This window comes from Vibrio sp. SALL6, from assembly GCF_002002385.1.
Lineage (GTDB): Bacteria > Pseudomonadota > Gammaproteobacteria > Enterobacterales > Vibrionaceae > Vibrio > Vibrio parahaemolyticus.
In genome coordinates, this window is the sequence record NZ_MQVK01000020.1 from 135,175 (window position 1) to 154,927 (window position 19,753).

Genomic DNA, 19,753 nt, shown 5'->3' on the forward strand with positions numbered 1-19,753 from the left:
TCATCCATGACAGGGTACGTTTAGCCCAACCGATAGCGCATGCCATTAGTCAAAGGCCGCAACAGACTGAAACGAATTGCCTGCATAGGTTTATGAACATCAACTTATCTTGATTGATATTTTTAATATAAGGTCTAGTTTGGATATTCAAAGGGTGACGGCAGTTCACATGCAAGTTAGAGAGGGATTGCTGCAGAAAAGTTCAAAAAGGGTCGATACAAATTACGATTTATATCGACCCAAAAGAAAGGAAAAGAGCTGGTTAAGAGGCTTTAGCCGTCACCACGTCGGGAGCGTTGATGATCTCTTTTTCTTGATCTTTCAAAAGACCGGTCGCGCCGTTGGCGTAGTCTTTTGGTTGTTCGTTGACCTCTGGTTGGTCTTCTTTGATTTGCTCTGAAGACATCGCCGTTTTCTTATCAAACGGGTTATCTTGTTCTGGTAAGTTAGGCAGAAGTTCTGAAGAGGTCTTCGCCATATGTTGGTAGAGTTTAGTGTAATCCTTACCCAGGGTATCCAACATTTCTGCGGTTTGTGCAAAATGATCTACGAGCTCTTGACGTTGTTGCTCTAGTTCAAACTTAGCCGCTTCAAGTTCTTTTTGCACAGACTTTTGTTTCTTGTATTCAGGGGTGGTTAGTCTACTAATGACTACGCCTACGATTGTACCGACCAGCAAACCCACAATGGCATAAATCCAAGGCATAACTGCTCCTTATAGTTGTTTTAACAAGTCTTTTACTACTTAGTTACACGCGGTGCTTGTCCATGTTACTATGGCTTTCACAGCCGATAAAGAAAAATAGCAGTATGTCTTCGGGGACTGATAACTACTTCTCTCTATTCTCAAAGTTGACCCCGAGGTGACCATTTTCTCTGTACCTCTAACACGACTTAATCTGATGACACCACTAAAACGATATCAAAAAGATATAGCAGAACATGGATTCCAGCGCGATGAAGCCCAGCAGCAAGCCGTTGTCGCTTTAGACAAACTCTACCATGATATTGTTGAGTTTCAGTCTGCGCCGATCCCTCAACTTTCTAAATGGCAAAAGCTCATGGGTAAGAAGGTCGAGATGCCTCAACCCCCAAAAGGTTTGTACTTTTGGGGTGGGGTAGGTCGAGGTAAAACCTATTTAATGGACGCCTTTTTTGATGCTTTACCTACTGACAGAAAAATGCGCGTGCACTTTCACCGCTTTATGTATCGGGTACATGACGAGTTAAAGCGTTTGGGGGAGGTAGAAAATCCTCTCTCCAAAGTTGCCGACTTATTTAAACAAGAAGCAGATATTGTTTGTTTTGACGAGTTCTTTGTGTCTGACATAACTGATGCCATGATTCTTGCCACATTGTTGCAAGAAATGTTTAAGCGTCAGATGGTGCTGGTGGCGACGTCAAACATCGAACCACAAAATTTATATCGTAATGGCTTACAGCGAGCTCGTTTCCTTCCTGCTATTGATATGATTTTGGCGCGTTGCCATGTACTAAATGTGGATAGTGGTGTCGATTATCGTCTGAGGACGTTGGAACAAGCCGAAATCTACCATTATCCATTGGATGAGCAGGCTTCTATTAATTTAAATACCTATTATCAGCAGCTTACGGCTGAGCGTAAAAGCGTTGCCCACAAAATCGACATTAATCATCGACAGATTAACGTGATTGAAGCCAGTGATGGGGTGTTACATGCTTCTTTTGAGCAGTTGTGCCAAACCGCTCGAAGTCAAAACGATTACATTGAACTCTCACGTATTTATCACACGGTTTTACTGGCCGATGTTCGTCAGATGAATCGTAAAATTGATGATGCTGCGAGGCGTTTTATTGCTTTAGTCGACGAGTTTTATGAGCGTAACGTAAAACTGATTATTTCAGCGGAAGTCGAGATGGATGCCTTATATACCGAAGGACAACTGGAATTTGAGTTCAAGCGTTGTGTATCGCGTTTAACCGAGATGCAGAGTCATGAGTATCTTGCTCGCGAGCATTTGGCGTAAATTTGATTGTCTCTTAAAAAAGTGAAGAAAAAATTAGTGATTTGGCGCAAAAAAAGGTGATTTTTTCTTCGCTCTTCTCTATAATCCTGCGACCCACCGTTACTGCAGACCGGATTATCGAAGTTATTTCGAAATAGATGGTCGAGAGTACCAACGACTCGAAGGGGTGATGACTGGGCTCTTAGACAGTGTGGGAGCACCAAACGGGTGTTCCTTTAAAGTTTAAATTTTAATTAACGGGTTATTATTAGCATGAAAACTTTCGTTGCTAAACCAGAAACTGTAAAACGCGACTGGTACGTTGTAGACGCTGAAGGTAAAACTCTTGGCCGTCTAGCAAGTGAAATTGCATCTCGCCTACGTGGCAAACATAAAGCTGAATACACTCCTCACGTTGACGCTGGTGACTACATCATCGTTATCAACGCTGAGAAAGTTGCTGTAACTGGTAACAAAGCTAAAGACAAAGTGTACTACCGTCACTCTGAGTTCCCAGGTGGTCTAAAATCTATCACTTTTGAAAAGCTGATCGATCGTAAACCTGAGATGGTTCTTGAGCTAGCAGTTAAAGGCATGCTTCCACGTGGTCCTCTAGGCCGTGCTATGTACCGTAAGCTTAAAGTTTACGCAGGCGCTGAGCACAACCATGTTGCTCAACAACCACAAGTACTAGACATCTAATTGGGGATTTCGAAAATGGCAGAGAATCAATACTACGGCACTGGCCGTCGCAAAAGCTCAGCTGCACGTGTTTTTATTAAACCAGGCAGCGGCAACATTGTAGTAAACAAGCGTAGCCTTGATGAATACTTCGGTCGTCCAACTTCTCGCATGGTTGTTAAACAACCTCTAGAGCTAGTTGAACTAACTGAGAAGCTAGACCTTTACGTTACAGTTAAAGGCGGCGGTATTTCTGGTCAAGCTGGTGCTATCCGTCACGGTATCACTCGCGCGCTTATGGAATACGATGAGTCTCTACGTCCTGCTCTACGTGCAGCTGGTTACGTTACTCGTGACGCTCGTTGCGTTGAACGTAAGAAAGTTGGTCTACGTAAAGCACGTCGTCGTCCACAGTTCTCTAAGCGTTAATTTCCTTTTACCGGAAATTATGCTTTCCAGAATTATTCTGGGACTGTGCACCAAAAGCTCGGCTATATGCCGAGCTTTTTGTTTTTTATTGTCAGATAAAACATCCGTTCTCTCTGGTTATCTCAGAACACTTCCCCTTAATATCCACGCAACATTTTACGAAGGTTTTATCGCAATATTTACGCTTTACCTGTGCTACAAAAGTTTAAATTTACGTGTTAGTGATTTTTGTCACTTATTGAAAACTTATTCGGTGTAATTCTCTGAAAACAACCAAAATAAAAGGCATGTGAGGCTTAATTTTGTTGTTCTTCATTTCGCTTTCTTGTTACAAATCACATCAATTTTTTATAATTCTGCCGCTTTTGTGACGACGCGAGCGATTTGCCTCACAAATGTTACAAAAAGGTAGCTTTATCTTGTCAAAAAGTAGGGTTTTCTTTATCATTTCTCCCCAATAATTAGAACTAAATTCATTATTTGTTAGCCATGCTCTTATAAGCGGAATAATAACGATCCAAAGGGAGCAAATGGGAGAATGTTTGGATGAGCAACGCGCCTTTAAATAACGGTCGCAGGCGTTTTCTAACCGCTACAACGGCAGTTGTTGGTGGATTAGGGGCAGTCGCCGTCGCCGTGCCTTTTATTAAATCATGGAATCCGAGTGCTAAAGCCAAAGCGGCGGGTGCACCGGTGGAAGTGGATATAAGTAAAATTGAACCAGGTCAGCTGGTACGTGTTGAGTGGCAGGGGAAACCTGTATGGATTGTTCGCCGTACTCAAAGCGTTCTGGATAACTTAAAAACGATCAGTGATAAGCTTCGTGATCCACAATCTGAAATGGAACAGCAACCAGAGTACGCTCAGAATGAGTTTCGCTCGATTAAAGAAGAGTACTTTGTTGCCGTTGGTTTCTGTACTCACCTTGGTTGTTCACCTACTTATCTACCAGACTCTTTCTCAGAGCAGGTGCAGGGCGTAAGGTCCGGCTTCTTCTGCCCTTGTCATGGTTCTAAGTTCGATATGGCAGGCCGAGTATTCCAAGGGGTACCTGCTCCATTGAACCTTGTCGTTCCTAAACACATGTATTTGAGCGACACCAAGCTCATTGTGGGTGTTGATGAGGGGGATGCATAATGCAAGCACTATTAGACTGGGTAGAAAAGCGTATTCCAGCAATGAATGCTTATAAAAAGCATTTATCTGAATACCCAATGCCGAAGAACTTCAACTTTTGGTATCTTTTTGGTTCTCTGGCGATGCTGGTTCTTGTCAACCAAATCCTAACGGGTATTTGGCTAACGATGAACTACGTTCCTTCTGGTGAAGGTGCGTTTGCATCTATCGAATACATCATGCGTGACGTTGAGTACGGTTGGCTTCTGCGTTACATGCACTCAACTGGCGCATCAGCGTTTTTCGTTGTTGTATACCTGCACATGTTCCGTGGTCTGATCTACGGTTCGTACCAAAAGCCTCGTGAACTACTGTGGATCTTCGGTATGTTGATCTTCCTAGTTCTAATGGCTGAAGCATTCATGGGTTACCTACTACCATGGGGTCAGATGTCATACTGGGGCGCTCAGGTAATCATTTCTCTGTTTGGTGCAATCCCTGTTATCGGTGATGACTTAACGCTTTGGATTCGTGGTGACTACATCATCTCAGGTGCAACGTTGAACCGTTTCTTCGCACTACACGTAATTGCGCTGCCTATCGTACTACTTCTACTTATCGTGCTTCACGTATTGGCACTGCACGAAGTGGGCTCTAACAACCCTGACGGTATCGAAACTAAGTTACCAAAAGGTTCAATGGGCGATGATTACAAAACGCAGTTCAAGTTCCACGATTACTACACGAAGAAATACGACATTATTGACTCTATTCCTTTCCATCCATATGGCACGGTTAAGGATTTGGTTGGTGTCGCTGGCTTCTTGTTCTTCTTCTGTTATGTGTTGTTCTTTAACCCAGAAATGGGTGGATACTTCCTTGAGCCGCCTAACTTTGAAGCTGCAAACCCATTGAAGACGCCTGAACACATTGCTCCGGTATGGTACTTCACTCCGTTTTACGCAATCTTGCGTGCGGTTCCAGACAAGCTATTGGGTGTAATCCTAATGGGTGCGTCTATCGCTGTACTGTTTGTTCTGCCTTGGTTGGATCGCTGTAAAGTACGTTCATACCGTTACCGTAGCAAAATCCACCTATTGAATATTGTTCAGTTCACTATCGCCTTTATCGCTCTGGGCATTTTAGGTGCGTTGCCTGCAACACCGACGTACACACTACTATCTCAGATCTTTAGCTTGTGTTACTTCATGTTCTTTGTACTGCTGTTCTTCTACAGCAAAAATGAAGCAACCAAACCATTACCAGAGAGGGTGACATTCAAATGAAGAAGTGGATTGTAATTCTATTTGCTATGTTGCCATCTCTTGCGATGGCAGCAGGGGCCAACGTTCCGCTTGATAAAGCAAACGTGGACCTAACGGATAAAGCTTCGCTACAAAATGGCGCGAAGTTGTTCATGAACTACTGTTTTGCTTGTCACTCTACGCAATACCAGCGTTATGAGCGTGTAGCAACAGACTTAGATATTCCAGCTGACCTAATGAAGGAAAATCTGATTTTCAACCCTGAAGCGAAAATCGGTGACCTCATGGTTAATGCTATGCCACCGAAGCAGGCGGCAAACTGGTTTGGTGCTCCACCACCGGATCTAACTTTGGTAGCCCGAGTGCGTGGTGCGGATTGGTTGTATACATACTTACGCTCTTTCTATGTTGATCCATCTCGTCCATTTGGCGTGAACAACATCGTATTCCCAAGTGTTGGTATGCCGCACGTTCTTGAAGAACTGCAAGGTATTCCAACGCCAGTGTACGGCACTAAGATGGTTGATGGTGAAGAAGTCAAAGTGGTTGTTGGTACTGAGACAAACGGTACTGGCGAATTAAGCGAAGGCGAATATGACAAAGCGGTTGGTGACTTGGTGAACTTCTTGGTTTACGCCGGCGACCCAGTTCAACTTGAGCGTCATGCTTTGGGTTGGTGGGTAATGGGCTTCCTAGTTCTACTAACGATTGTTGTCGTGATGCTTAAGAAAGAGTATTGGCGTGATGTGCATTAATTGTGCTATCATACCGTGCTAATTCCCAATTTTAATTGATGGATAATGGAGGCTTAGCCTCCATTATTTTTATTTGTAAGTGTACTGGAGGGCTCCATGGCTGTAGCTGCCAATAAACGTTCTGTGATGACTCTTTTCTCAAGTGCATCAGATTTGTATAGCCATCAGGTTCGCATCGTACTAGCTGAAAAAGGCGTAAGTGTTGAAGTTGAGCTTGTTGATGAAGCTAATCTTCCTGCTGAGCTTGTTGAGCTAAACCCATATAAATCAGTGCCAACTCTTGTTGACCGTGAGCTAGCTCTTTACGATTCAAAAATCATCATGGAGTACTTGGACGAGCGTTTCCCTCATCCACCTCTAATGCCGGTTTACCCAGTTGCTCGTGGTAACAGCCGTTTGATGATGTACCGTATTGAACGTAACTGGTACTCACTAGCTGAAAAAATTGTTAAAGGTAATGCAGAAGAGTCAGAAAAAGCGCGTACGAAACTTCGTAACGATCTACTGACTCTAGCGCCAATTTTTGCTGAATACGAATACTTCATGAGTGAAGAATTCAGCCTAATCGATTGTTACCTAGCTCCACTATTGTGGCGCCTACCTCAACTTGGTATTGACCTAGTTGGCCCAGGCTCAAAAGAAATCAAGGTATACATGAACCGCGTATTTGAGCGTGATTCATTCCTTGCTTCTTTAACTGAAGCTGAACGTGAAATGCGTCTAGTTCGCTAAGCGATTTAGAGACGTTATGGATATTGCAAAAATGACTGCTCGCCGTCCGTATATGCTTCGCGCATTTTACGATTGGCTAGTAGACAATGACTTAACTCCCCACTTGGTTGTTGATGCAACTATGCCGGGTGTGCGTGTGCCTGTTGAGTTTGTTCAAGATGGTCAGATTATCTTGAATATTGCTCCTCGTGCCGTTGGTAACTTAGAGTTGGGTAATGATGCGATTACCTTCCATGCTCGTTTTAGTGGCCGACCACACTCAGTGATCGTGCCAGTGTATGCAGTTCAAGCGATTTATGCTCGTGAAAACGGTGCTGGAACAATGTTTGAACCAGAAGAAGCGTACACGCACATCGAAGAAGAAACGATTGAAGAAGAAGATTTGTCACCATCTTTTAAGGCGGTGACGGAAGAAACTTCTGAGGAGATTGGTGCAGAATCCCAAGAGGAAGAAGCTCCTCGTCCTAAAGGTCGACCAAGCTTAAGAGTGATTAAGTAAATAAAAAGCAGCGTTAACGCTGCTTTTTTTATACTTCGGTTTCAAGTTTTTCAATATCGTTTAGTCACTGATGGTAAACGTCTCGACATCTGGATCAGTATCATCTTGTGTCTGTGTCTGTGTTGTCACACCGTCGCTAGGTAAATCGACTTTAACTGGTTCTGCGTCTCCGTATTGGAACCCTTTGATCACCTGTTTTACGCCAGAGATATTCCGCGAAATCTCCGTCGCGCGTTCACCTTGCTGAGCGGTTACATAGCCAAACAAAAATACGTCACCATCCTCTGTAATGACTTTGACTTTAACGCCATTGAGGTCCGAGTCGGTTAATAGAGCCGATTTTACCTTGGTTGTGATCCAGCTGTCGTTGCTGATTTGCGTCACGCTCAATGGCTCTTTAGCCTTAATTTGATTATGAATGGTTTTGACGCCATCAATAGCTCTAGCTCGTTGCTCAATTTGATTAATCAAATCTTGAGTTGGAGCTTGGCCCATTAAAACAACCGTACCATTGTACGAGCTCGCAACAACTCGAACATGCCCTTTAAACGGTTCTTTATTACCGATCGCTGCGACTTCAAATTCAATATTGTTGTCTTGCCAGATCTGCTTCGTGGTGCGAGTATCTGTCACAATATTTGCCGTGGTGGCAGCTCCAGCAATGAACAGTCCCGCACATCCGCTCAAGCTTAAGATGGTACATAAAATGATAAGGCTACGTATCATAATGCTGATTCTCAAATCTGTTATTCTTCGTGAGCAGGGAAAAGTACTTGGTCAATCAAATCGCATAAGCAGTGAAGAGTGACCATATGCACTTCGTGAATGCGAGCCGTGCGATGGGATGGAATACGAATTTCTACATCGTTTTCGCCCAGCAATCCTGCCATCTCACCACCATCTTTACCTGTTAGGGCGATAATGGTCATGTCGCGAGTTACGGCGGCTTCCATCGCTTTGATGATGTTTTTGCTGTTGCCACTGGTAGAAAGCGCCAGAAGAATATCGCCTGGTTGGCCAAATGCACGAACTTGCTTAGAGAAAATCTCTTGATAGTGGTAGTCGTTTGCAACTGCCGTTAGTGTGGTGTTGTCCGCAGTCAGCGCCATAGCGGGAAGGCTAGGGCGCTCGGTCTCAAAGCGATTTAAAAGACAAGAAACAAACTGTTGTGCATTTGAGGCGCTGCCACCGTTGCCGCAGCAAAGAATTTTGTTGCCATTCAGCAAGCTCGAAACCATGGCTTGAGCGGCGTGCGTGATCGCATCAGGCAGAGCTTCTGCGGCTGCGATTTGAATTTGAATACTTTCTGTAAAGCTATCTTTAATGCTGTCTAGCATCGCTTATCCTTCAGATATTGCATTTTGTATCCAGTTGATGTCGCGACCACTGTCATGAATGGCGATGACATCGAACCGATAATCTATGGTGTTCATTGTGCGTTGTTGGCTGAGCCAAACTTGTGCTGTTTTGATCAGTTTGCGCATTTTAGCGTTTGTGACCATTTCTGCCGCTGAGCCAAAATGATCGTTCTTACGATATTTGACTTCAACAAAGACGATAGTTTCACCTTGTTGGAAGATTAAATCAATTTCGCCGAACTTTGTCAGATAATTTTGATCTAAAAAACGCAAACCCTGACGCTGCAGATACTGCTTCGCCAGGGTCTCGTACTGATTACCTATTTGACGCTTACTAAAGAGCCCCACGCTCAGCCCAGCTCAATTCGCGTTGTACAACACAGTTGTTGTCAATGCTTAACGTACCAGTTTGGCCGCTTACTGAGTAACCTGGTACCACTTTCATTTGTGGCAATTCACCGATCAGTTTGTAGGCATCCATCCCTAGAGCTTTTAAGCGTTTTTCCATGTTGGATTGATCTGCCCATAGCTCATTCATTTCAGCGGTCACGATTGGGTCTGGGTTTACTAACAGCGGAATGTCACTGTAGATAATGCCTGTTAAGTCTTCGTACGTCGCACCACCGCTGTTGCTACGAGAGTTCGAGAACAGTTTTGGTGGCTTCGCATCTGGGTTAATTGCGACCTCAATGAATGGTTTGATAAGTGTTAGTTCAGAGCTACGAGCGACAATGTAAACTGCGTCCACATCACGACGACTGCGTGGCTGTGTTTCCAACTTAATGCGCATGAGCGATTGCATCTGTGCGATACGCTGTTTGCTCTCTTGTAATCCAAAGACGTCGTTAATGTCTTTTTGTAGCTGGCGCTTATCACCAAAGTAGCTTGTTGCGACTTTGTTTGAGCTGTACTTGCTCCATTCTTCATTGAAAGCTTGCACAACACGCTCACCGTAGCTGCCTTTTGGCGCTAGGATCAGCGGGAAGTTATAGCCTTCGCTAAACAAGTATTTTGCAGCTTGAGCCACTTCTTGCTCTGGTGACAACGCTAGGTAGCAAATGTCGGTACCTGGCTGAACATCTTCAGGAATATTCAACGCCAGTGCGGGAATGGCTGGACTGTTTGCTGAACCATCCATTGTGGTTTGCAATAGTTCAACATTTTCTTTTTGCAGCGGGCCGACAACAAAATCGATGTTTTCGTTGATAAGACGTTGTTTCACTTCATCAGCGCTGTACGCATTCGTATCAATGACGGTAAGCGTTGCGCTTGGATCGCGGTTTCTATCATTCATCATCGCGAACACAAAACCATCGCGGATCAATTGTGCCTGAGGCGCAAACTTACCTGTTAATGGTAACAACAATGCTGTGTTATTTGGTTTTACGATATCAAGTGACAGAATGTTTTGAATTTCTTCTGGTGTATAGATTGCCGCTGGGTGTGACGGGTTCTCGTTCAACCAACGCTCAAGGGTATTTTTTAACTGAGACAGATTGCCGGAGAGCGTTTTTGCGTAAACTGCTAATTGCAACCATCCGTCTAACACGTCTTCGCTGGGTTCAGTTTGTAGCGAAGTCAGTTCATATTCAGAGTAACTGCCAAAGTTCATCCAAATTCGGCTTGAGATTTCGCGTTGCTCTGCTGATGACGCGTATTGACTAAACGCTACCAGTTGGCGGTTGGCTTCAAACGGCTGATTTAGGCTTTGGTAAGCGTCGGCACGTAGAGAGTAGTAATCTTTCCACTGCTCATTTGGTAGTTTCCACCAAGGCTTAAAGTTGAGAAGTTGCAACAACTGAGAGTAATCGCCTTGCTTTTGCTGTATGGTCGCACGCGCCAGTTGCCACTCCGCCTGTTGAACTTCTGTCAATTGTTGGCGAGCCAGACGTTTTATCAGAAGGTCTGCTTGATCCAATTGGTTCGCTTGGATTGCGGCTTTGGTTGCCATGATCAACCAGTCGTTTTGTAAGCTGCCTTCCGTGCTATCAGCTTGAATCATGTAGTTCTGTACCGACTGGGTAGGCTCAAGTGTGACATCTACGCCATCAGGCTGTCTCGGGCCTGAAGAACAGGCGGCGAGCGTAATTGCTAGTGCAACAGGAGTGAGTATGCGTGGTACACTGAGTCTCTTATGGTTAATCATTGCCGTGAGTTCTCTATAATTTTGTACAAAATTGTCTCTATATTAATCGTTGAAGTGATGGTAAACAAATGACAGATAAAAATAAGTTGCCGAATGAGGGGCCAACTCTCTACATCGTACCGACTCCAATCGGAAATTTAGCGGATATCACACAACGTGCTATCGAAGTTCTGTCGAACGTGGACATCATCGCAGCAGAGGATACCCGACATACGGGTAAATTACTGTCTCACTTCAATATCCAAACCAAAACTTTTGCGTTGCATGATCACAATGAGCAACAAAAAGCACAGGTTTTGGTCGAAAAGCTATTGTCAGGTCAGTCTATCGCCTTAGTGTCTGACGCTGGTACACCACTAATCAGCGATCCAGGATACCATCTGGTGACAAAATGTCGTCAAGCGGGCGTAAGAGTTGTGCCTCTTCCTGGTGCGTGTGCAGTTATCACTGCGTTAAGCGCGTCGGGATTGCCGTCAGATCGCTTTAGTTTTGAAGGCTTTCTACCGCCCAAAAGTAAAGGTCGTAAAGATAAATTCTTAGAGATTGCATCGGTAGAGCGCACATGCATTTTTTACGAGTCACCACACCGAATTTTAGATTCGTTACAAGATATGTTAGACGTTCTTGGCCCTGAGCGAGAAGTCGTTCTAGCAAGAGAACTCACTAAAACATTTGAAACCATCCAAGGCATGCCTTTGGGTGAACTCATTGAGTGGGTGAAAAGTGACGATAACCAGCAACGTGGTGAAATGGTGCTTTTGATCCATGGTCATCGTGAAACATCGGATGAGGCATTGCCCGATGAGGCTTTGCGTACTTTGGGTATTCTGACGAAAGAACTGCCTTTGAAGAAAGCGGCAGCGTTGGTGGCAGAAATCCACAATCTGAAGAAGAACGCTCTATACAAATGGGGTTTAGAAAACTTAGATTAAGGGCTGTTTAGATTGAATATTGCAAAGGGTTGATGTGAAAGCATCGACCCTTTTTTATTGTTTACCTTTTGCGTTTTGACTAAAAACTCATCACTCGGTGCATTCATTTCATCATATCTGTGATCTAACTAGACTCTGAAGTGAGAACTCTATACAATCCGCCCTCGGAGCTGACTGGGTAGTCGCTGCTTTGTTGATGTCCTTCGGGAGACTGACGTTGAGGTCCTTCGGGAAACTGACGTTGACGTCCTTCGGGAGACTGACAAAGGGGAGGAAAGTCCGGGCTTCATAGAGCAAGGTGCCAGGTAACGCCTGGGGGGCGCAAGCCTACGACAAGTGCAGCAGAGAGAAGACCGCCGATGGCCCGTAAGGGAACAGGTAAGGGTGAAAGGGTGCGGTAAGAGCGCACCGGACGACTAGTAATAGTTCGTAGCAGGGTAAACTCCACCTGAAGCAAGACCAAATAGGCCTCCACATTGCGTTGCTCGCGTAAGGAGGCGGGTAGGTTGCTCGAGCCAGTGAGTGATTGCTGGCCTAGACGAATGGCTACCGCCGCGCAAGCGGAACAGAACCCGGCTTATGTGTCGGCTCCACCTATTCGAGACCCATCTCTACTTCGGTAGCGATGGGTTTTTTGCATTTAATTGACGCAAACTATGTCATTACCAATAAACTTGGCGTAAATCACGTCTAACTTTAGACTTGTGGTGGCGATGATGTAGGAAATCAGTACACTAAAGAATCGCTTCAAGATCATTCAACGAGAAAGCTATGACCGAAACCTTCCAACATATTTCCGTGTTATTAAATGAATCCATTGATGGCTTGGCTATCAAACCAGATGGTATCTACATTGATGGAACATTTGGCCGAGGCGGTCACAGCCGTACAATTTTATCCAAACTTGGCCCAAATGGCCGACTGTACAGTATTGACCGTGACCCTCAAGCGATTGCGGAAGCAGGCAAAATTGACGACCCTCGTTTTACCATTATTCATGGCCCGTTTTCTGGCATGGCTCAATACGCAGAAGAGTATGACCTAGTTGGTAAAGTAGACGGTGTGTTATTGGATCTTGGTGTGTCTTCGCCTCAGCTGGATGACGCAGAGCGTGGTTTCAGCTTTATGAAAGATGGCCCGCTAGATATGCGCATGGACCCAACGTCAGGCATCCCGGTTTCTCAATGGTTGATGGAAGCGGATCTGGATGATATCACTTGGGTGATTCGTGAATTCGGTGAAGACAAACACGCTCGTCGTATTGCTCGTGCGATTGTGGAATACCGTGAAAACGAAGAGAACGAGCCAATGATTCGTACTGGTCAGTTGGCAAAACTGATCTCTGAAGCTGCACCAAAAAGTTTTAAAGAGAAAAAGCACCCAGCGACGCGTGCTTTCCAAGCGTTCCGTATTTACATCAACAGTGAGCTAGAAGAAATTGATACTGCACTGAAAGGCGCGGCTCGTATTTTAGCTCCTGAAGGTCGTTTATCTGTCATCAGTTTCCATTCGTTGGAAGACCGCATGGTAAAACGCTTTATCCGCAAAGAAAGTAAAGGTCCTGAGGTTCCACATGGGATTCCTTTGACGGAAGCGCAAATCAAAGAGCTTGGCAGCGCAAACATGAAAACTGTTGGCAAAGCGATAAAACCGAGCAAACAAGAAATTGACATGAACCCTCGTTCGCGCAGTTCTGTGCTAAGAATTGCTGAAAAGCTTTAATTATTATGACGAAACCCACTCCCAACCTTGCTAAGTTGATCGCCACGGATTTAATTACCGTTGGTCGCTGGTCATTACTATTGTTGCTATTGATCATGGCATCAGCAATGGGAGTGGTATTTGCTACCCACCATGCGCGTCAAGCGATCACTGAAAAAGATCACACTCTGGTTGAGCGCGAGCGATTAGATAGCGAATGGCGCAACCTGATGTTGGAAGAAACCGCCTTAGCAGAACACAGTCGAGTGCAAGATCTTGCGAAAAAGGATCTTGAAATGAAACGACCTGACGGCGATAAAGAAGTGGTTATCACGCTAAAATGATAAGAAAGAAAACCAACGCTAAACAAGGAAATAAGCGTAAGTCTTCTGCGAAACCCAAAGCCGCAGTAAACGACACCAAAACCGCACCGAAAACAGCGAAAGTAGAAGTAGAGCCATCATTTTTGATTCGCTGGCGCTTCCATTTATTGCTGTTTTTTGTTTTCTGCGCCTTTGCGCTTCTTGTCGCTCGTGTGGCCTATATTCAAATCATCGAGCCGGACAATCTCATTAAGCAGGGCGATCTACGTTCGATTCGTGTTAAGTCTATCCCGTCTGCACGAGGCATTATTTCTGATCGCAATGGTGAACCTTTAGCGGTGAGTGTGCCTGTTGAAGCGGTTTGGGCGGATCCAGCCACCATTTTTAAAGAAAATGCGCTAAGTCAGAAACAAAACTGGTATGCCTTAGCAGATGTGTTAGGTGTGGAGCGCCAAGGCCTGATTGACAAAATCAAGCGCAACGAAAAGCGTCGCTTTATTTACCTGCAGCGTCAGGTGAGCCCAGCAATGGCAAACTACATTCGTGAACTGAAGCTACCAGGTATTGGTCTTAAGTCGGAGTCTCGTCGTTATTACCCGGCTGGCGAAGTCAGTGCGCACCTTGTCGGTGTGACAGGCATTGACGGTCATGGCCTAGAGGGGGTTGAGCGCAGTTACGATGAATGGCTAACCGGTGAAGAAGGTAAAAAGACCATTCGTAAAGACCGCTATGGCCGTGTCGTTGAAAACATCGCTTGGCAAGACAAACAAGAAGGCAAGTCGTTGCAGCTGACCATTGATCAGCGTTTGCAGGCTATCGCTTACCGTGCCATCAAACAGGCGGTTGCTGATCACCGTGCAACTTCTGGCTCCGTGGTGATGCTGGATGTAAAAACGGGTGCCGTTTTGGCGATGGTTAATGCTCCGTCATACAACCCAAATAACCGCACGGATTGGCAAAGTTATAAGATGCGTAACCGTGTGATCACGGACTCAATGGAGCCCGGCTCGACCATTAAGCCTTTCGTTATTTTAGCCGCCTTAGAAAATGGAGTGGCGGATAAAGATACTATCGTTGATACCGGTAATGGCGTGCTTCGATTGGGCGGTAGCCGAGTCAGGGACGTTTCGTGGGTAGGCAAAGCTAGTCTGTCTATGATTCTGAAAAAATCGAGTAATATCGGTGTGACCAAACTTGCGATGCAAATGCCTGTTGAGGCGCTGCTTGGCTTGTACAGTTCGGTGGGTTTTGGGGAACTTTCTGGTTTGAACTTAGTTGGCGAAGTGACTGGTATCTTCCCAACTCGAACGCGTTGGTCTCCCATTGAACGTGCAACCATTGCGTTTGGTTATGGTCTGTCTATCACGCCGATTCAGCTTGCACATGCGTATGCAACGTTAGGGAACCTTGGCAAGTACGAGCCGATTCATATTATCGAGAGTAATGACCGTGATATGTCACGTCAGGTAGTAAGCAAGGAAAATGCGCGTCTTGTGCTTGATATGCTTGAGACCGTAACTCAAAAAGGCGGTTCGGCTCGTCGTGCAGCCGTTCCGGGGTATCGAGTCGGTGCTAAAACGGGTACGTCTCGAAAAGCATCGGCGGGTGGCTATAGTGATGAATACATCACTTATACCGCAGGTCTAGCACCTGTGAGCGACCCACGAATTGCGTTGGTGGTGATTGTGAATGAGCCGCAAGGTGATGATTACTATGGTGGTTCGGTCGCGTCTCCTGTCTTTTCTGAAATTATGAAAGGTGCACTGCAAATCCTGAACGTCGCACCTGATGAAAACAAATTCCAGCAGTAGGCGATGTAGCCTGCTGCAAAGCACTTTAAGAAAACCTGAGCCAAAGCTCGGAGAACAATTATGACTAAAGCCATCAGTATGGACGCGCTGCTTTCCCCTTGGGTGGATTGCCCTAGTTTGGCGTCCGTTCTCGTTTCAGAACTAGAACTTGATAGTCGCAAAGTTCAACCAGGTACAACTTTTGTCGCTCTTGTCGGCCATGCGGTAGACGGACGTAAGTTCATTGCCTCTGCGATTGAAAAAGGCGCCAATGCGGTGATTGCCCAGGCTTGTGATGTGAAAGCGCATGGCACAATTGACATCATCGATGATATTCCGGTGGTTTATCTCGATGCGCTTGATAAATGTTTATCTGAAATTGCCGGCCAGTTGTACACCTATCCTGATATGAAGTTGATTGGTGTGACAGGTACAAACGGTAAAACTACCATCACCCAGCTTATCGCGCAGTGGATTGGATTAGTTGGCTCAAAAGCAGCAGTGATGGGCACCACAGGTAATGGTTTCTTAGATGATTTAAAAGAAGCGGCGAACACCACAGGAAACGCGGTGGAAATCCAGCATACGCTGGCTTCTTTGGCCGAACAACAAGCGCAATATACGGCGTTAGAAGTGTCTTCTCATGGCTTGATCCAAGGCCGCGTTAAATCCCTTTCCTTTGCTGCTGGCGTATTTACCAACTTGAGCCGAGACCATCTTGATTATCACGGTACGATGGAAGAGTACGCCAACGCCAAACTAACGCTGTTTACCCAGCATCAATGTGATCAAGCAATCATCAATGTTGATGACGAAGTTGGCGCTGCGTGGACGAAACAACTGACCAATGCGATTGCCGTTTCTCTTGCTCCTACAACTGAGTTTGAACACGCGCTGTGGGCGAGCCAAGTGGCTTATGCTGAATCCGGTATTACGATTCGTTTTGATGGTCAGTTTGGCGAAGGTACGCTGCATGCGCCGTTGATTGGTGAATTCAACGCAGCCAACTTAATGCTGGCATTTGCGACCTTATTGAGCCTTGGTTTTGATAAGAGCGATTTGCTAGCGACGGCTGCTCAATTGCAGCCGGTGTTAGGCCGAATGGAGCTATTCCAAGCTGAGCATCGCGCCAAAGTTGTGGTCGATTACGCTCACACGCCTGATGCGCTTGAAAAAGCATTACAAGCACTGCGCGTGCATTGTGACGGACAGCTTTGGGCTATTTTCGGTTGTGGTGGCGATCGCGATGCGGGTAAGCGTCCGATGATGGCAGAAATCGCTGAGCGTTTGGGTGACAAAGTCGTCTTGACCGATGATAACCCGCGCAGTGAAGACCCTGTATTCATCGTCAAAGATATGCTTGCTGGCCTATCCAAACCAGCAGAAGCGATTGTCCAGCATGATCGCTTTAAAGCGCTTTCTTACGCGTTAGAAAACGCTGCGCCTCAAGACATTATCTTGCTGGCAGGTAAGGGCCACGAAGACTACCAAATTCGTAATGGCGAAACGATTCATTATTCCGACCGCGAATCCGCAATGCAGCTTTTAGGATTGTCCTCATGATCAAGGTTACTTTATCTCAAATTGCAGAAATCACTGGCGGAGCGTTATTCGGTAACGATCTGACTATCGACGCAGTGTCCACTGACACGCGAACGATCGACAATGGTGCGCTGTTTGTTGCGCTTGTCGGTGAACGATTCGATGCTCATAATTTTTGTCAGCAAGCATTTGAAGCGGGGGCTGGTGCCTTATTGGTTGAAAAGCGTCTTGATGTGAATGCGCCGCAAGTCGTGGTATCGGATACCAAAATCGCACTGGGCGAGTTAGCTTCTTGGGTGCATCATTCTTGCCAAACGCCTACCGTTTCGATAACTGGCAGCTGTGGAAAGACCACGGTGAAAGAGATGGTTGCCAGCATTCTTCAGCAAAAAGGCAACGTGTTGTTCACGGCAGGGAACTTCAATAATGATATTGGTGTTCCGCTGACCTTGCTGCGTTCTCAGCAAGATGACGATTACGCGGTGATTGAGCTAGGCGCAAACCATATTGGTGAAATTGCTTACACTACGCAGCTTGTGAAACCGGATATCGCGCTGGTAAACAATGTTGCGGCGGCGCATTTGGAAGGCTTTGGTTCTATTGAGGGTGTAAAGCAAGCCAAAGGTGAAATCTATCAAGGGTTACAGGCTGGTGGCATTGCCATCGTCAATCTCGATAGTAACGGTGACGCGCTGTGGCAATCGGTTCTTGCAGATAAAAAAGTGATCACTTTCTCGCATAATAATTCGCAAGCGGACTTTTACGCATCGAACGTGACAATGAATGAGGAAGGTAAAGCGAGCTTTACTTTGCATATTTCATCAGATTCGCGAGAAATTGAACTGTCACTTGGTATTATTGGTCAACATAACGTTGCAAATGCCATTGCGGCCTCAATCATTGCGCTACACATGGGGGCAACCGTTGAAGAGATTCAGTTTGGTCTTTTAAACCTTAACAAAGTAAAAGGCCGAGTGGATGTAGATCAACTCAGCTCGACGATCAAGTTGATCGATGACAGCTACAATGCAAGCGTACCTGCGATGAAAGCGGCGGTTGATTTGCTTGGGGCGTTTCACGGTCAGCGCTGGTTGATTTTAGGCAATATGGCGGAATTGGGTGAGGAAAGTCTTGCACTTCACCGTCAAGTCGGGGAACATGCTGCCCCACAAAAATTTGAACATGTTCTCACATATGGTGCAGACGCAAAGATCATTAGCGAGCTTTGCCATGGCATTCACTTTGAGACACATCAAGAGATGATTGACTACATCAAGCAGCATCTAGACCAAACCGTTTCTGACCAACACACTATTTTGGTTAAAGGCGCGAACGGTGCACGTATGTTTGAAGTCGCTGCTGCTTTGAAGGAGTATTTTTAATGATTATTTGGCTTGCCGAGCTGCTACAGCCATACCTGTCTTTTTTCCGATTGTTTGAATACCTGTCTTTTCGAGCAATTCTCAGTGTACTTACTGCCCTAGGTCTTTCTCTTTGGATGGGACCTATCATGATCAAGCGTTTGCAAATGCTTCAAATTGGTCAGGTCGTGCGTAACGAAGGCCCTGAGTCTCACTTTAGCAAGCGTGGTACTCCTACTATGGGCGGTATCATGATTTTGGCGGCTATTTCGATCACGATTCTATTGTGGACTGATTTATCCAACCCTTATGTTTGGGCGGTACTGACGGTGTTGCTAGGTTATGGCGCCGTTGGCTTTGTCGATGATTATCGTAAAGTGGTGCGTAAAAACACCGATGGTTTGATCGCGCGTTGGAAGTATTTCTGGCAGTCTTTGATCGCATTTGTTGTGGCATTTGCTCTATACGCTTATGGTAAAGACACAGCAGCGACGCAGCTTGTCGTGCCATTTTTTAAAGACGTGATGCCACAGCTTGGTCTGATGTACATCATTCTGACTTACTTCGTTATTGTTGGCACCAGTAATGCGGTAAACCTCACTGATGGCTTAGATGGTTTGGCTATCATGCCGACGGTACTGGTTGCTGCAGGCTTTGCCGTTATCGCTTGGGCTACTGGTAACGTTAACTTTTCTGAATATCTGCACATCCCATATCTACCACACGCCTCTGAGCTTGTTGTGGTATGTACGGCGATTGTGGGCGCGGGTCTTGGGTTCTTATGGTTCAACACCTATCCAGCACAAGTATTTATGGGTGACGTAGGCTCTCTTGCGCTAGGTGGTGCACTAGGCACTATCGCTGTTTTGGTTCGTCAAGAATTGGTGCTGGTTATCATGGGCGGTGTGTTTGTTATGGAAACACTGTCTGTAATCCTCCAAGTCGGTTCATACAAGCTGCGCGGTCAACGCATTTTCCGCATGGCACCAATTCATCATCACTACGAATTAAAAGGTTGGCCAGAACCTCGTGTAATCGTGCGATTCTGGATAATTTCTATGGTTCTTGTTCTGATTGGTCTTGCGACATTGAAAGTGCGTTAAACGCACTTTCCAAGAACAAGCAATACAGTGTGATC

At 45.6% G+C, this 19,753-nt stretch carries 20 protein-coding genes and 1 other RNA gene; 16 read left to right on the top strand and 5 right to left on the bottom strand.

The annotated features are described in order from the left end of the window. Nucleotides 1–262: 262 nt before the first annotated feature. Nucleotides 263–706, bottom strand: coding sequence for a Z-ring associated protein ZapG (gene zapG, locus BIW15_RS12625; protein WP_005457173.1), 444 nt, complete (start codon nucleotides 704–706; stop codon nucleotides 263–265). A gap of 196 nt (nucleotides 707–902) precedes the next feature. On the opposite strand from zapG, the gene zapE reads away from it, so the two are divergent. The 8 genes from zapE (at nucleotide 903) to sspB (ending at nucleotide 7,462) form a co-directional block, all read left to right on the top strand. After that, nucleotides 903–2,006, top strand: coding sequence for a cell division protein ZapE (gene zapE, locus BIW15_RS12630; RefSeq protein WP_025516324.1), 1,104 nt, complete (start codon nucleotides 903–905; stop codon nucleotides 2,004–2,006). Between the two features lie 252 nt (nucleotides 2,007–2,258). Further along, nucleotides 2,259–2,687 (top strand): 50S ribosomal protein L13, encoded by a 429-nt coding sequence (gene rplM, locus BIW15_RS12640; protein WP_005396465.1) that lies wholly within the window; start codon nucleotides 2,259–2,261, stop codon nucleotides 2,685–2,687. A 15-nt stretch (nucleotides 2,688–2,702) separates the two neighbouring features. After that, nucleotides 2,703–3,095: a 30S ribosomal protein S9 gene (gene rpsI / locus BIW15_RS12645; protein WP_005458217.1), complete on the top strand. Its 393-nt coding sequence runs from the start codon at nucleotides 2,703–2,705 to the stop codon at nucleotides 3,093–3,095. 546 nt (nucleotides 3,096–3,641) lie between these two features. Next, nucleotides 3,642–4,232 carry a ubiquinol-cytochrome c reductase iron-sulfur subunit gene (gene petA / locus BIW15_RS12650; protein WP_005479718.1) on the top strand — a complete coding sequence of 197 codons (591 nt, stop codon included), beginning with the start codon at nucleotides 3,642–3,644 and terminating at the stop codon, nucleotides 4,230–4,232. Further along, a complete protein-coding gene (locus BIW15_RS12655) occupies nucleotides 4,232–5,497 on the top strand; it encodes a cytochrome bc complex cytochrome b subunit (RefSeq protein ID WP_005479717.1) in 1,266 nt (421 codons plus the stop codon). The genes petA and BIW15_RS12655 overlap by 1 nt, the downstream gene beginning before the upstream one ends. Then, nucleotides 5,494–6,231 (top strand): cytochrome c1, encoded by a 738-nt coding sequence (locus tag BIW15_RS12660; RefSeq protein ID WP_005479715.1) that lies wholly within the window; start codon nucleotides 5,494–5,496, stop codon nucleotides 6,229–6,231. The genes BIW15_RS12655 and BIW15_RS12660 overlap by 4 nt, the downstream gene beginning before the upstream one ends. A gap of 96 nt (nucleotides 6,232–6,327) precedes the next feature. Beyond that, the gene (gene sspA, locus BIW15_RS12665; protein ID WP_005458199.1) at nucleotides 6,328–6,963 is read left to right on the top strand and encodes a stringent starvation protein SspA; all 636 of its coding nucleotides are present in this window, start codon (nucleotides 6,328–6,330) and stop codon (nucleotides 6,961–6,963) included. Nucleotides 6,964–6,979: 16 nt separating this feature from the next. Then, nucleotides 6,980–7,462, top strand: coding sequence for a ClpXP protease specificity-enhancing factor (gene sspB / locus BIW15_RS12670; protein ID WP_005458208.1), 483 nt, complete (start codon nucleotides 6,980–6,982; stop codon nucleotides 7,460–7,462). Between the two features lie 60 nt (nucleotides 7,463–7,522). Here the strand turns inward: sspB and BIW15_RS12675 are convergent, their stop codons facing one another. Genes BIW15_RS12675 through BIW15_RS12690 form a run of 4 tightly spaced genes read right to left on the bottom strand, consistent with a single transcriptional unit; the run spans nucleotide 7,523 to nucleotide 10,966 of the window. Continuing rightward, nucleotides 7,523–8,188 carry a BON domain-containing protein gene (locus BIW15_RS12675; protein ID WP_031776560.1) on the bottom strand — a complete coding sequence of 222 codons (666 nt, stop codon included), beginning with the start codon at nucleotides 8,186–8,188 and terminating at the stop codon, nucleotides 7,523–7,525. A 20-nt stretch (nucleotides 8,189–8,208) separates the two neighbouring features. Continuing rightward, the gene (locus BIW15_RS12680; RefSeq protein WP_005458175.1) at nucleotides 8,209–8,799 is read right to left on the bottom strand and encodes a phosphoheptose isomerase; all 591 of its coding nucleotides are present in this window, start codon (nucleotides 8,797–8,799) and stop codon (nucleotides 8,209–8,211) included. Nucleotides 8,800–8,802: 3 nt separating this feature from the next. Continuing rightward, the gene (locus BIW15_RS12685; protein WP_020904236.1) at nucleotides 8,803–9,168 is read right to left on the bottom strand and encodes a YraN family protein; all 366 of its coding nucleotides are present in this window, start codon (nucleotides 9,166–9,168) and stop codon (nucleotides 8,803–8,805) included. Beyond that, nucleotides 9,155–10,966, bottom strand: a complete 1,812-nt coding sequence (locus BIW15_RS12690; protein ID WP_005497074.1) for a penicillin-binding protein activator — start codon at nucleotides 10,964–10,966, stop codon at nucleotides 9,155–9,157. Before BIW15_RS12690 ends, BIW15_RS12685 begins: the two co-directional genes overlap by 14 nt. A gap of 68 nt (nucleotides 10,967–11,034) precedes the next feature. On the opposite strand from BIW15_RS12690, the gene rsmI reads away from it, so the two are divergent. The 8 genes from rsmI (at nucleotide 11,035) to mraY (ending at nucleotide 19,718) form a co-directional block, all read left to right on the top strand. Beyond that, entirely contained in the window at nucleotides 11,035–11,898 is an 864-nt protein-coding gene (gene rsmI, locus BIW15_RS12695; RefSeq protein ID WP_005497083.1) for a 16S rRNA (cytidine(1402)-2'-O)-methyltransferase, read from the top strand. A gap of 166 nt (nucleotides 11,899–12,064) precedes the next feature. Beyond that, nucleotides 12,065–12,494, top strand: an RNA gene (gene rnpB, locus BIW15_RS12700) — RNase P RNA component class A. A 175-nt stretch (nucleotides 12,495–12,669) separates the two neighbouring features. Continuing rightward, nucleotides 12,670–13,620 (top strand): 16S rRNA (cytosine(1402)-N(4))-methyltransferase RsmH, encoded by a 951-nt coding sequence (rsmH, locus tag BIW15_RS12710; protein WP_020904235.1) that lies wholly within the window; start codon nucleotides 12,670–12,672, stop codon nucleotides 13,618–13,620. Between the two features lie 5 nt (nucleotides 13,621–13,625). Beyond that, the gene (gene ftsL, locus BIW15_RS12715) at nucleotides 13,626–13,943 is read left to right on the top strand and encodes a cell division protein FtsL (RefSeq protein ID WP_005458197.1); all 318 of its coding nucleotides are present in this window, start codon (nucleotides 13,626–13,628) and stop codon (nucleotides 13,941–13,943) included. Further along, entirely contained in the window at nucleotides 13,940–15,733 is a 1,794-nt protein-coding gene (locus BIW15_RS12720; RefSeq protein WP_020904234.1) for a penicillin-binding transpeptidase domain-containing protein, read from the top strand. The genes ftsL and BIW15_RS12720 overlap by 4 nt, the downstream gene beginning before the upstream one ends. 60 nt (nucleotides 15,734–15,793) lie before the next feature. Then, on the top strand, nucleotides 15,794–17,275 hold the full coding sequence (murE, locus tag BIW15_RS12725) for a UDP-N-acetylmuramoyl-L-alanyl-D-glutamate--2,6-diaminopimelate ligase (protein ID WP_077281128.1): 1,482 nt from the start codon (nucleotides 15,794–15,796) through the stop codon (nucleotides 17,273–17,275). After that, a complete protein-coding gene (murF, locus tag BIW15_RS12730; protein ID WP_077281129.1) occupies nucleotides 17,272–18,636 on the top strand; it encodes a UDP-N-acetylmuramoyl-tripeptide--D-alanyl-D-alanine ligase in 1,365 nt (454 codons plus the stop codon). Before murE ends, murF begins: the two co-directional genes overlap by 4 nt. After that, nucleotides 18,636–19,718, top strand: coding sequence for a phospho-N-acetylmuramoyl-pentapeptide-transferase (gene mraY / locus BIW15_RS12735; protein ID WP_005458164.1), 1,083 nt, complete (start codon nucleotides 18,636–18,638; stop codon nucleotides 19,716–19,718). Before murF ends, mraY begins: the two co-directional genes overlap by 1 nt. Nucleotides 19,719–19,753 lie beyond the last annotated feature (35 nt).

What these genes read in the sequence shown, in the direction of transcription:
- BIW15_RS12690 (WP_005497074.1), bottom strand. Translation starts at nt 10,966, where the DNA reads ATGATTAACCATAAGAGACTCAGTGTACCACGCATACTCACTCCTGTT.
- BIW15_RS12655 (WP_005479717.1), top strand. Translation starts at nt 4,232, where the DNA reads ATGCAAGCACTATTAGACTGGGTAGAAAAGCGTATTCCAGCAATGAAT.
- mraY (WP_005458164.1), top strand. Translation starts at nt 18,636, where the DNA reads ATGATTATTTGGCTTGCCGAGCTGCTACAGCCATACCTGTCTTTTTTC.
- sspA (WP_005458199.1), top strand. Translation starts at nt 6,328, where the DNA reads ATGGCTGTAGCTGCCAATAAACGTTCTGTGATGACTCTTTTCTCAAGT.
- murF (WP_077281129.1), top strand. Translation starts at nt 17,272, where the DNA reads ATGATCAAGGTTACTTTATCTCAAATTGCAGAAATCACTGGCGGAGCG.
- rplM (WP_005396465.1), top strand. Translation starts at nt 2,259, where the DNA reads ATGAAAACTTTCGTTGCTAAACCAGAAACTGTAAAACGCGACTGGTAC.
- zapG (WP_005457173.1), bottom strand. Translation starts at nt 706, where the DNA reads ATGCCTTGGATTTATGCCATTGTGGGTTTGCTGGTCGGTACAATCGTA.
- zapE (WP_025516324.1), top strand. Translation starts at nt 903, where the DNA reads ATGACACCACTAAAACGATATCAAAAAGATATAGCAGAACATGGATTC.
- sspB (WP_005458208.1), top strand. Translation starts at nt 6,980, where the DNA reads ATGGATATTGCAAAAATGACTGCTCGCCGTCCGTATATGCTTCGCGCA.
- murE (WP_077281128.1), top strand. Translation starts at nt 15,794, where the DNA reads ATGACTAAAGCCATCAGTATGGACGCGCTGCTTTCCCCTTGGGTGGAT.
- ftsL (WP_005458197.1), top strand. Translation starts at nt 13,626, where the DNA reads ATGACGAAACCCACTCCCAACCTTGCTAAGTTGATCGCCACGGATTTA.
- BIW15_RS12680 (WP_005458175.1), bottom strand. Translation starts at nt 8,799, where the DNA reads ATGCTAGACAGCATTAAAGATAGCTTTACAGAAAGTATTCAAATTCAA.
- BIW15_RS12660 (WP_005479715.1), top strand. Translation starts at nt 5,494, where the DNA reads ATGAAGAAGTGGATTGTAATTCTATTTGCTATGTTGCCATCTCTTGCG.
- rsmI (WP_005497083.1), top strand. Translation starts at nt 11,035, where the DNA reads ATGACAGATAAAAATAAGTTGCCGAATGAGGGGCCAACTCTCTACATC.
- petA (WP_005479718.1), top strand. Translation starts at nt 3,642, where the DNA reads ATGAGCAACGCGCCTTTAAATAACGGTCGCAGGCGTTTTCTAACCGCT.
- BIW15_RS12675 (WP_031776560.1), bottom strand. Translation starts at nt 8,188, where the DNA reads ATGATACGTAGCCTTATCATTTTATGTACCATCTTAAGCTTGAGCGGA.
- BIW15_RS12720 (WP_020904234.1), top strand. Translation starts at nt 13,940, where the DNA reads ATGATAAGAAAGAAAACCAACGCTAAACAAGGAAATAAGCGTAAGTCT.
- rsmH (WP_020904235.1), top strand. Translation starts at nt 12,670, where the DNA reads ATGACCGAAACCTTCCAACATATTTCCGTGTTATTAAATGAATCCATT.
- rpsI (WP_005458217.1), top strand. Translation starts at nt 2,703, where the DNA reads ATGGCAGAGAATCAATACTACGGCACTGGCCGTCGCAAAAGCTCAGCT.